Raw genomic sequence first — 11,183 nt, forward strand, 5'->3', positions numbered from 1 at the left:
AATATACCACTTTCATACAAAATCGACAATCTCTTTATCTGCCATTTTTCAGGCAATCCTATCCAATTTCGACACTTTGTCCTATATGAGATCATCTGTCCGCTCCGCAGCATCCGTTTTGAAAGACTGCAGCAGTGCTTCAGCCGTTTCAACTTGTTGTCGTTTAAGCAAGAGCGACTGTTGGGACAATTCTCTGTACCAGTACGCGCGTCCCCGCCGATCAACTAGCCGCAGATCAAACTGTTCTGGAACAAATTCAATGAAACTCTCCGGTGCATACACAGCCATACAGACCTGCATCTCGAGACATTGCGCGGAAAGAAAAGATGTGAGCACGTGGCGTGAGCGTTGCAATGAAATTAACGGGTTCAGCTGATCCCTCGCACCGCCGCTCACAATTTCACGCCATTTTCGTGGACTTTGCTCCTGAAAGACACTGCCCGGTTCTCCATTCAATACTTTGACACACCAAAGCGTATCATTGGTCAATATCAGCGAGTCAAGCTGAATTTCTGCGTTCCTTGCAAGTATTATTGGCCGGTAAAAGAAAAAAGCCAGATCATTGACTTCTTTCAATGTCTCACGCAGCCAGGAGCGTTCCGTCACTTCTTTAGGCAAAACCGATCGCTCATCAACTGTACGCGAAGCCCATTCAAGCTGCATGTTAAAAAGCCAATTGTAAAACGCCGGATCGGGTTTTTCGACAACGTTTGGATCTGCGAAAACAGTCTGCCCCTTCCGATTGGCTTCGATCCTTTTCGCCCGTAGCAGCCATTCCTCCTCGCGTCTTTTCTTTAGCCAAACGTATCGATTGGCATAACGCAGGAAATCGATTTGATAGCGTGAGACACATTGCTCGATTTTAACAAGCTGAGCCATTCCGTTTCCACCTTTACTTAATCCCCACTTATTGTATAACAAAATAGCGCCCTAGTGTCTGATTTTCTTAAGTCTGAAATGCAAATTTTGCAGCTGGCTGATAATTCGGTATCCGGTCAGGATGCACCGTAAATAAAGTCATCTCTCGAACCGGCCAGGATAGTGCTTCGAGTTGCCCCTGATCAGACTGTCCCCCAATCCGTGGATTCCCGCTTTGCCAACGTTTGGCAAGCGTCACGTGTGGATGAAACGGCCGGCTGTCAAGCGTGATTGTCTCCTTAGCTAACGTTTGATTTAATTTTTCTCTTAAGTCAAATAGGGATTGACTGTGTTTGATGCCTGCATAGACAATCCGCGGATGATCGGAGGCACCAAAACCGTCTATATGAGTTAATTCCAGTGTGAATACCGATGCTTGCGCCGCTGCATCAGAAAAAATACTGTTGAATTTTTCAACCTGCTGCTTCGTCAACGCGCCGAAAAAAACAGCGTCAAATGGTAATCAGCAATAGCAGTCCATTTTCTGTATTCGCAACGCGTGCGAATGGCTTCAGCTTTTGTTTGCAAGTGAACCGCTACCTGTGAAGGCACGTGGATCCCGAGAAAATAATGCGTCGTCATTGTCTTTTCCTCCAATTTTATTTTTTGTTAGTGCACAATGAGGTTTCTGAGAGAACCGCCACCTCTTTTATCGGAGCAACGGCATTGCTGTGCGATCAGAGAATATCCACGCAGAGGCTCCCCTCTAATTCTTCATTAGAATCTTTCGCCCGCAAACGTATCCATTTCTGCTCGGTGAATGAGAAAAATTTGGCATTGCCAAGTCCTTTTTTAACAATTACGCTTCGGCTGCTCGCTGCATTTTTGTGCGAAAAACTTTATACTTTCTAATCTCTTGAAAAAAAACAAGATGTACCGATAAAGTTATTCCTTCAAAAACTTAGGGTCGATCCTTGCTTGCTCCATCTAGTATAATAATAAGAGATTCAGACGATTTTCCACCTCTCAATTTATCATAGCCCTTTGTGCTTGTTTCATACGAGCATAAGTAAATGGCAGATCGCGAGAAACCTGAAAGGAGTTTATTCCATGAAAATAGCCGATTCGATTGATCAATTAGTCGGCAGAACACCGATGGTCCGCCTTAATCGCTTACCAGATCCTAATGGCGCCACGATTTATGCCAAATTAGAGTCTTTTAATCCGACAAAAAGCGTGAAAGACCGCGCCGCCAAAAATATTATTCTCGCCGCAGAGAAGAGCGGCGAACTGAAAAAAGGATCGACAGTCATCGAACCAACTTCGGGAAATATGGGGATCGGTCTTGCGATGACTGCCGTTGCGCGTGGCTATAAAGCGGTCATCGTTATGCCGGAATCCGTCAATGAAGAGCGGATAAATCTGCTTAAAGCATTTGGCGCGAAAGTAGTACTTACACCTGGAGCGGATAAAATGCCAGGCGCGATTCGACGTGCCAAGGAACTCGCGGCTACTGTGCCGAATAGTTTTATGCCGATGCAATTCAGCAACCCGAATAATCCGGGCGCTCACCGCATATCGACAGCGCCAGAAATTATTGCTGATCTGAAACAAATCGGACGACCGCTCCGCGCGTTGATTGGCTGCGCGGGGACCGGCGGCACGATTACCGGAACGGGACAAGCGCTCAAAGAAGCCTTTCCCGAAATGACGATACATATATGCGAGCCAGCAGGATCCCCCATTCTCTCCGGTGGCAAGCCTGGACGCCATAAGATTGTCGGCACCAGCCCCGGCTTTATTCCTGAAACACTCGATCGCTCAATCATCGACGAAATCATTCCAGTCACTGATCAGGATGCTTATGCACTAACCCGCCGACTAGCAAGTGAAGAAGGTATTCTATGCGGTCCCTCATCCGGTGCGTCTGTTTTCGTCGCGCTTCAAGTCGCACGTCGCTTCAAGCCTGAAGACGTTTTGGTTTGCATGATTAATGACACCGGTGAACGTTATCTTTCCGGAGATATCTTTCCAAGGTAAGTTGTGGGCACATCCTGCTCCAATGGACTGTGCATTCGTTCTAAAGCGGAAGGCAAGCACCTAAAACGTTAACGAACAAATAATTGACTTGTATGCAAAAAATAAGCGCCTCAAGACCAAATATATGGTTTTGAGGCTTTTTTTCCTTCAGCGTGTGAGTCAATTAAAAAAAACATCAAATTTTACAAATATATTTGACATTTTTTTCTTAAGAGTTATATTTAATTTGTCTGAATTATATTTATTTTAGTGGATTTACATCTCTTATCTGTTGATTCAACACCTTTTTTTCGGCGAATGTTTGGCTCAATGAAAATGATTCGATTGACGATTCATTTTTTATTGATAAATTTTTCGGGGAGTGGTGATTTGAGTCCTTCAACTGATCGTATGCTAAATCGCGTTAGGTCCGTCTATCTATTCATACGGAGACAAGGCACTGTTACGACGAAAGAGCTGGTTGAAGAATTTGATATGACACAGAGAACAATGCAGCGAGATTTAAATATTCTCACTTACAATGATTTAGTCAGCAGTCCGAAGAAGGGACAATGGACTGTGACACAAAAAAAAGTCAAGATTTCTTGAGTTGCCATTCGGCAACTCTTTTATTTTAGCTATGTTTAAACTTATTGTTTTAACAAAAGCAATGTGTGAGACGCCATCGTTAAGAAAACGAAAGGGCAAATTCCCCATAGCTTCATATACTGATGACTGTAGTTGACTTCAGATTGAGGAGAGGAACTAAAGATGTATCCGCAAAATGAACAGCCCGTCTTTCAATTGGGCAACGACAATTATCCTTCATTCGGCAGAAGCGGAATGTTGCCAGGATTTCAGGCGCAAGGGATGAACTACCCTGTTTTTACGCAACCCGTCGAACAAAATATGGTTTCAAACGAAACGCCATTGCCCTATACCTACTCAAGCATGACCGACTCCTACCCGAGCGAAAGCTTTGAATGGAATCCGACGTCTATTGATCGTCAGCCTCCGTCCCCGACAGGATTGGGGTTCAACCCTTGGGAACAGCGGTTGCGCCGAATTGAGCGGCAACAAGTCCAGATGCAGCGCGAAATTAATCAACTTGACCGTCGGCTACGTACCGTTGAAAGACGGCTCGGCATTCCTGCCCCGCCCGGACCGTTTTATGGTGCGCAGCAATAAAACACGCATTCGGTTAGCCACGCGCGCGTTGAAACGATTAGACGAACGCCTAACAAAAAGTGCAGGTCAATTGACATATAGCCAATTGACCTGCACTTTCGCTCTAAATACCATTTTCGACCGCACGAGGCCTGTCCGCTGCGATCAGCTTCTGCTGAATCGTTTGAAAAACCTGCCGCCGAGCACTTTTCGTAACAACCCGGTATACCGTGCAAGTGCCAGGTAAACAATCGCACCTGCGATCACGCTGAGTGTTACGGCAACTGCCGCTAATATTCTGCTATGCGGGACTCCGGAACCGCCGAACGGCAAAAGGATTAGCCAAATGACCAAAAACATTATCAGTGTATAAACGATGATATGGACACACTGATTGGCTACAGAAATGAAAGCATACCCTGTTGCTTTTCTAATCGCAACCATGATGATCAAAATTGAAATTAGGTAGCCAAGATCGGTAGCTAGAACAGCCCCTACGCCACCGAACAACTTCATGCCAATTGGATTGGTCAGCAGTTTAACAAGGACACCAAAACCAAGTGCAATCAGCGTCACGCGCTGATGATTAATTCCTTGAAGAATTGATGCGCCCACCTGAAAAAGTGAAAACAGAATTGCTGTTAATGCATACCAGGTGAGGATCGAACCGCCAATCGCTGGGTAATCATTCGCGGTAATCCCATACAGCAGCCCGTGTACTTGATAGCCAAGCGCTGAAAGACCGACAGCGGCAGGAACGGTCAAGAAAATGACGAGTTGGAGTGCTTCCGTTATTTTATCGTTGACGTCACGCAAATCACCTTTGGTATAGGAAATAATTACTGCGGGAACCGCGCTGACAGCGAGCGATGTTGCTACCGTCACCGGGATCATCACCATTTTCTGATCACTCATCGTCAGATCGGAAACAATAATATCGCGTAAATTTCCGTTTGTAAGATAATGATTCGCCATCATCTGATCGAGCAATTGATAGACTTGCATCGCGATGCCGACCCCGACAAAAGGAATCGCGTACGCTATCAATTCTTTATACATCGTCCCGAGTGGCATTTGATAACGATGTGGCCTGTTGCGATGGACCTCTTCCATTTTTTTAATTGAGGCGCGCCGTTTAACCCAATAGCGGAGCATGACATACAAACCAGCTACCGCGCCAATGAAAGCTGCAAAAGTTGCAAAGACGGCTGCACTAACGACTGAACCCTTCCATATTTTTAAAATAAGAAAAGAACTGACTAAGATGAAGCCGACACGCCCGACCTGTTCGATCACCTGAGAAACAGCAGTCGGTCCCATCGATTGAAAGCCTTGGAAATAGCCCCGCATGAGGCTCATCACAGGAACAATTAGAATCGAAATGGCACAAACGCGCATGACAAGAACCACGTTGTCAAAATTATTTGCAGTTACATTCGATAAAGCGACAAATTGTGGCGCGCCAAGGAACATGATAAAAAAACCAACGAGACCGGTCAGCGACATCAGCAGAATTCCTGATCGGAACAGGCGTCTTCCTGAATCATAGTCACCGAGTGCATTGTATTTGGAGACAAATTTAGAAACCGCAAGTGGCAGACCCATCGTTGATATACTGAGAATAATGGAATAAGGGGTGTAGGCGACGGTATAAAGATAAGTTCCTTCATTACCGGCCATTGCCTGATAAGGAATTACAAAGAAAATACCAAGAAATTTAGCAAAAAACGTGGCAACAGTTAATATCATCGTCCCACGGATCATTTTTGATGCGCTCATTGGATTACGCTCCTGAAAGCCTGGTTCCAGGCAATAATTTATAACGGAGAAATTTCGTTCTCATTTTATCCGCAACTCTACATATTTTACCACAATGGCAGAAACAATAATTGTCAATTTAATGTTTCTTGAAATTCCGCTCAAAAAAAGCAGCATGCATCTAAATGTAACGACGCACACTGCTTGATTAATCAAAAATTTTACTCAATTCTCTCTTACGACTAACTAAGTCCTTTTTGCAATGAATTCGCTCCGGCTGCTCGCTTGCCGCGGGCGCTACCTGCGAGCCTCCACAGACAAACAAGAATCTGCGGGGGCTCGTTGGCAAGCTGTTCCCGCAAGGCGCCAGCCAGAGCGCCTTTGTTGCATTTTTCACTGCAAAATCAGAGCCTCATCTAGAGAACTTTTACTTTTATTTTGCAACAATATTGACGAGTTTGTCTGGAACGATTATCAGTTTCTTAATTGCTTTGCCCTGAAGATTTTCAGTAACATGCTGTTCTTGCATCGCTTTTTCTTGTAATTCTTCGCGTGGCGTGCCTTTATTCACCATCAAGCGAGCACGAATTTTTCCGTTAATCTGCACGATCACTTCAATTTGCTTCTCCGCTAGTTTCGTTGGGTCAAAGGACGGCCATTCCGATTTTTCGATCGATTCATTATGTCCGAGCAGCTGCCAAATTTCTTCGCAAAGATGTGGTGCAATAGGTGCTAACAATTGAACAAAGCCCTCGGCATAGCTCTTCGATAGCTCATCCTGTTTGTAAGCGTCATTGATAAAAGACATCATCTGCGCGATTGCTGTGTTAAAGTGAAGAATTTCAAAATCCTCAGTAACCTTTTTCACCGTCTGATGATAGGATTTTTCAAACGCGCGATCAGTCACGGCAGATTCTGTAATTTTGTCTGAAAGTTTCCCGTCCGCGTCCGAGAACAACCGCCAGACACGATCCAGGAAGCGGCGGGCACCATCAATTCCCGTTTCCGACCAAGCGACCGCAGCGTCAATCGGCCCCATGAACATTTCGTAAAGCCGCAGGGTATCCGCACCGTGCGAGGCAACAATTTCATCTGGATTGACGACGTTGCCCTTCGATTTGCTCATTTTTTCATGATTATTACCGAGAATCATTCCTTGGTTGACGAGCTTATGGAATGGTTCTTTCGTCGGCACCACACCGAGATCATAAAGCACTTTGTGCCAAAAACGGGCATACAGGAGATGCAAGACCGCATGTTCCGCGCCGCCGACATACAAATCAACTGGCAACCAGCGTTTCAATTTTTCTGGATCAGCAATTTTTTCTTGATTATGCGGGTCGATATAACGAAGGAAATACCAACTGCTGCCGGCCCATTGCGGCATGGTATTTGTTTCCCGGCGTCCCTTCATGCCGGTCTCTGGATCGGTCACGTTGATCCAGTCTGTCTCATTAGCGAGCGGTGATTCGCCGGTGCCGGACGGTTTGATATTCTTTGCCTTCGGCAGGCGCAAAGGCAGTTCATTTTCTGGCACTGCCTTTGTCGAGCCGTCCGCCATATGAATGATCGGAATCGGTTCGCCCCAATAGCGCTGCCGGCTGAAAAGCCAGTCGCGCAGACGGTACGTCACTTTGCGTGTGCCGACCTGATGTGCTTCCAGCCACTCAAGGATTTTACTGATTGCTTCCTTTTTCCCAAGTCCGTTCAGGAATTCAGAATTGACATGCTTGCCTTCGCCGCTGTATGCTTCTTTGCTCAAATCGCCGCCGGCAACAACTTCGATGATTGGCAGATCGAATTTCTTGGCAAATTCATAGTCGCGACTGTCATGACCTGGTACCGCCATAATTGCACCGAATCCGTAAGTAATCAGCACATAATCGGCGATCCAAATCGGAATTTTTCGACCATTAACCGGATTGATCGCATAGGCGCCGGTAAACGCACCGGTTTTCGTCTTTGCAAGATCCGTACGTTCGAGATCGCTCTTGGCTGCAACTTCAGTGCGGTAAGCATCGATCGCCGATTTTTGGTCTGCCGTCGTAATCTGATCAATCAATTGATGTTCCGGTGCCAGAACCATATAAGTAGCACCGAACAGCGTGTCCGGACGCGTCGTAAAGACAGTAACTGCCGCATCCGGATGCCCATCAATCTTAAAATTAACTTCTGCACCTTCCGAACGACCGATCCAATTGCGCTGCATTTCTTTAATGCTTTCCGGCCAGTCAAGTTCATCCAAGTCACTGAGTAGACGTTCCGCATATGCCGTAATCCGCAGCATCCACTGTTTCATTGGTTTGCGGATGACTGGATAGCCGCCACGTTCACTTTTGCCATCGATAACTTCCTCATTGGCGAGCACCGTGCCGAGTGCCGGGCACCAATTGACCGGAACTTCAGCCTCATAGGCCAAACCCTTCTTATACAACTGAAGGAAAATCCATTGCGTCCACTTGTAATAGTCTGGATCGGTCGTATTGACCTCGCGATCCCAGTCGTAAGAAAAACCAAGCGATTTAATCTGTCGCATGAATGTATGGATGTTCTGCTCAGTAAATACCGCAGGATCATGACCGGTGTCGAGCGCGTATTGCTCCGCTGGAAGGCCGAATGCGTCCCACCCCATTGGATGCAATACTTCAAAGCCCTGCATCCGTTTCATTCGCGCCAGAATATCCGTTGCGGTGTAGCCTTCAGGATGTCCGACGTGAAGTCCTTTTCCTGACGGATACGGGAACATGTCTAGCACATAGTACTTTGGTTTGTCTGATGCATCATCTGTTTTAAACGTTTGATGCGCTTCCCAGTATTTCTGCCATTTCGCCTCAATTTTTTTATGGTCGAACGCCAGAGCCACGGTAAATTCCTCCTTCAAAAACATGCAAAATATTAAAAGCCTCCCGTCCTTAACACACTTGTTAGGGACGAGAGGCTGATGACCATTCCCGCGGTACCACCCAAATTAGCCTTCTGCCAATAAAGCCGAATGCTCACTTGTTTTTCTCCTTAACGCGGATAATTCGGCAAAAGCATCCAATAAAGGACACATTTGCAGCTCAAAGGCGAGTTCACTCAATCTTCGTTGCCCGCTCGCACCGACCGCAGGTTCTCTGAAACGAGGAAATGAATTACTTTTCCTTTTCATTGCTTCAATTGAATTCTTTTTTGCGTTTAAACTACATTTTATGCCATCTATTGACACATGTCAACAACCCCTAAGCCGAAAACAACTGAAATAGCCCGCACTTTAACTTTCCATCTATCTCTGATACACTTTTCGATAGAATTTATTAAGCTAAACTTGGCATAGCCAAGTCCTTTTTCAACAATTGCGCTTCGGTTGCTCGCTTGCCGCGGGCGCCGCGCGTCTCCTCAGACAGGCTAGATTCTGCGGGGGCTCACTTGGCTCGCTTTTCCCGCAAGGCGCCAGAGCGCCTATGCGCCATTTCTCGTCAAAAATCTAATACTTTCTTTACTTATCGCAAAGGGGACAGCTATGAACAACTACACGTGGCCGGAGCATTTCGGCCCTGATAAACGCTATTATTCGTGGAATACCTATTTACGCCATCAATTCGGTGAAAAAGTGTTCAAAGTCCCGCTAGACGGCGGCTTTGACTGCCCGAACCGTGATGGAAAAGTCGCTTTTGGCGGCTGCACATTCTGTAGCCAAAGCGGTTCTGGAGACTTCGCTGGCGACCGCCGTCAGGATTTGATCACACAATTTCAGACGATTAAAGAACGAATGCTCAAGAAGTGGCCACATGCTCGAAAATATATTGGCTTCTTTCAGGCATTCACCAATACTTATGCGCCAGTTGATGTACTCCGTGAGCGCTATGAAGTCATCCTCGAACAGGAAGGTGTCGTTGGTCTGTCGATTGCCACAAGACCAGACTGCCTACCAGATGATGTTATCGCTTATCTGAGCGAATTAAATGCGCGTACGCATTTATGGGTCGAACTTGGGTTACAGACCATCCATGAAGAAACCGGCAAGCTGATTAATCGAGCGCATGATTATGCCTGCTTCTTGGACGGTGTCAATAAGCTGCGCCGCGCCAATATTCCGGTTTGCGTGCATATCATTGACGGCCTGCCAGGAGAAACACCAGAAATGATGATGGCAACCACGCGCGCGGTTGCCGGATTGGACGTTCAGGGCATTAAAATTCATCTGCTACATCTTTTGAAGAAAACAGCGATGGTCAAACAATACGAAAAAGGACTGTTGCGCTTTCTCGATTTCAAAACTTATGTGTCGCTCGTCTGCGATCAGCTGGAAATCCTGCCCCCGCAAATGGTCATCCACCGACTCACTGGTGATGGACCCGCTGACCTAATGATTGGTCCGATGTGGAGTCTGAACAAATGGGAAGTACTCGATGCAATTGACGATGAGCTGGCACGCCGGAACAGCTGGCAGGGAAAATTATATCAGCCGATCTTGGGCGCGTCTCGCTAAGAGCGATAGGATCGATCGTCGCCGGTGCTTCTCTTGCAGTCAGCCTTACCGTCAATGTCCGTGATGGGCTTGGGCTGCCTCTGCAATTGCCTTCGTCTGTTGAATGGTACCATGCGGATGATGCGGCGGCGCATAGATGGAATAAAGCTTCAATGGCTTAGTTCCCGTGTTGATCACATTATGCCACGTATTCGCGGGTACCATGACCGCAAACCCATCGGAGACCGGTTGCTGATAAGTCAGCGCATTACTTTGCTCGCCCATTTGAACAAGCCCTTTACCCGATTCGATACGTAGGAATTGATCCGTAACCGGATGAATTTCGAGTCCGATGTCTTCACCTGGATTAATGCTCATGAGCGTCACCTGCAGATGTTTGCCGGTCCAGATAGCTGTTCGGTAATTCGGATTGATTTCAGCTGCTTTTTCAATGTTAACAACAAGCGGCTGTGGTCCGTAATCGCGCCACACCGGCTGGTGAACCACTCGTTGCTCATAAGATAACGGCTGTTGGTACGAATTGTCGCTTGACGGTGGATAAGTCGGCGCCGCTTCATAAGAGAAGGACGACTGCTCAGAAAAAGGATACATAGCTTTCATTCCCTTCATTGATTTCTGTCTGCATCATATGCGGAAATAAAAGATAGGTGATCGCCGCCTGTTCAGAAGCTTTTTTGTGCAATCTTATACAAACATATTTCAGAAAAAACGCTTAACTTTTTAGAAAAAAATTGACACAGCTAAATCTATGGACGACTGCTGCGTCTTATATTTCTGATACTTAATTCCTCTGAAATCTTATATATTCTCAAGCGTAATCGAGTAGGAGGAAGCCTTCGGCTTCCGACCTCTCACACCACCGTGCGTACGGTTCCGTACACGGCGGTTCCATAATTTACACGCATACGCT

At 46.5% G+C, this 11,183-nt stretch carries 10 protein-coding genes and 1 other annotated feature; of the genes, 4 read left to right on the top strand and 6 right to left on the bottom strand.

The window, feature by feature from the left end; all coding sequences use genetic code 11:
• Nucleotides 1-81 precede the first annotated feature (81 nt).
• From JOC27_RS11470 to JOC27_RS11480, 3 genes are all read right to left on the bottom strand, one after another.
• On the bottom strand, nt 82-879 hold the full coding sequence (locus tag JOC27_RS11470; protein ID WP_205007441.1) for an NERD domain-containing protein: 798 nt from the start codon (nt 877-879) through the stop codon (nt 82-84).
• Between the two features lie 67 nt (nt 880-946).
• Nucleotides 947-1,351 carry an RNA 2',3'-cyclic phosphodiesterase gene (thpR, locus tag JOC27_RS11475; RefSeq protein WP_205007442.1) on the bottom strand — a complete coding sequence of 135 codons (405 nt, stop codon included), beginning with the start codon at nt 1,349-1,351 and terminating at the stop codon, nt 947-949.
• Nucleotides 1,348-1,500: a 2'-5' RNA ligase family protein gene (locus JOC27_RS11480; RefSeq protein WP_205007443.1), complete on the bottom strand. Its 153-nt coding sequence runs from the start codon at nt 1,498-1,500 to the stop codon at nt 1,348-1,350. The genes thpR and JOC27_RS11480 overlap by 4 nt, the downstream gene beginning before the upstream one ends.
• Nucleotides 1,501-1,968: 468 nt before the next feature.
• Here JOC27_RS11480 and cysK point away from each other — a divergent pair, with 468 nt between their 5' ends.
• The 3 genes from cysK (at nt 1,969) to JOC27_RS11495 (ending at nt 4,065) form a co-directional block, all read left to right on the top strand.
• Nucleotides 1,969-2,898 (top strand): cysteine synthase A, encoded by a 930-nt coding sequence (gene cysK, locus JOC27_RS11485; protein WP_205007444.1) that lies wholly within the window; start codon nt 1,969-1,971, stop codon nt 2,896-2,898.
• Between the two features lie 369 nt (nt 2,899-3,267).
• Entirely contained in the window at nt 3,268-3,486 is a 219-nt protein-coding gene (locus JOC27_RS11490; RefSeq protein WP_205007445.1) for a DeoR family transcriptional regulator, read from the top strand.
• A gap of 162 nt (nt 3,487-3,648) precedes the next feature.
• Nucleotides 3,649-4,065 (top strand): hypothetical protein, encoded by a 417-nt coding sequence (locus tag JOC27_RS11495; RefSeq protein WP_205007446.1) that lies wholly within the window; start codon nt 3,649-3,651, stop codon nt 4,063-4,065.
• A 144-nt stretch (nt 4,066-4,209) separates the two neighbouring features.
• Here the strand turns inward: JOC27_RS11495 and JOC27_RS11500 are convergent, their stop codons facing one another.
• Entirely contained in the window at nt 4,210-5,823 is a 1,614-nt protein-coding gene (locus tag JOC27_RS11500) for a putative polysaccharide biosynthesis protein (RefSeq protein ID WP_205007447.1), read from the bottom strand.
• Nucleotides 5,824-6,235: 412 nt separating this feature from the next.
• Nucleotides 6,236-8,659 carry a leucine--tRNA ligase gene (gene leuS, locus JOC27_RS11505; RefSeq protein WP_205007450.1) on the bottom strand — a complete coding sequence of 808 codons (2,424 nt, stop codon included), beginning with the start codon at nt 8,657-8,659 and terminating at the stop codon, nt 6,236-6,238.
• Nucleotides 8,660-8,725: 66 nt separating this feature from the next.
• Nucleotides 8,726-8,962, bottom strand: a binding site (T-box leader).
• 342 nt (nt 8,963-9,304) lie between these two features.
• Here leuS and mnmL point away from each other — a divergent pair.
• Nucleotides 9,305-10,273, top strand: coding sequence for a tRNA modification radical SAM protein MnmL/YtqA (gene mnmL, locus JOC27_RS11510; RefSeq protein ID WP_205007448.1), 969 nt, complete (start codon nt 9,305-9,307; stop codon nt 10,271-10,273).
• A gap of 51 nt (nt 10,274-10,324) precedes the next feature.
• Here mnmL and JOC27_RS11515 read toward each other — a convergent pair whose 3' ends face one another.
• Nucleotides 10,325-10,882 carry a cupin domain-containing protein gene (locus tag JOC27_RS11515; protein WP_239530285.1) on the bottom strand — a complete coding sequence of 186 codons (558 nt, stop codon included), beginning with the start codon at nt 10,880-10,882 and terminating at the stop codon, nt 10,325-10,327.
• Nucleotides 10,883-11,183 lie beyond the last annotated feature (301 nt).

This window comes from Sporolactobacillus spathodeae, from assembly GCF_016908935.1.
Taxonomy (GTDB): domain Bacteria; phylum Bacillota; class Bacilli; order Bacillales; family Sporolactobacillaceae; genus Sporolactobacillus; species Sporolactobacillus spathodeae.

Coding starts and splice junctions, on each gene's coding strand:
- JOC27_RS11470 (WP_205007441.1), bottom strand. CDS start 879: ATGGCTCAGCTTGTTAAAATCGAGCAATGTGTCTCACGCTATCAAATC.
- JOC27_RS11480 (WP_205007443.1), bottom strand. CDS start 1,500: ATGACGACGCATTATTTTCTCGGGATCCACGTGCCTTCACAGGTAGCG.
- cysK (WP_205007444.1), top strand. CDS start 1,969: ATGAAAATAGCCGATTCGATTGATCAATTAGTCGGCAGAACACCGATG.
- JOC27_RS11495 (WP_205007446.1), top strand. CDS start 3,649: ATGTATCCGCAAAATGAACAGCCCGTCTTTCAATTGGGCAACGACAAT.
- JOC27_RS11500 (WP_205007447.1), bottom strand. CDS start 5,823: ATGAGCGCATCAAAAATGATCCGTGGGACGATGATATTAACTGTTGCC.
- mnmL (WP_205007448.1), top strand. CDS start 9,305: ATGAACAACTACACGTGGCCGGAGCATTTCGGCCCTGATAAACGCTAT.
- JOC27_RS11515 (WP_239530285.1), bottom strand. CDS start 10,882: ATGAAGGGAATGAAAGCTATGTATCCTTTTTCTGAGCAGTCGTCCTTC.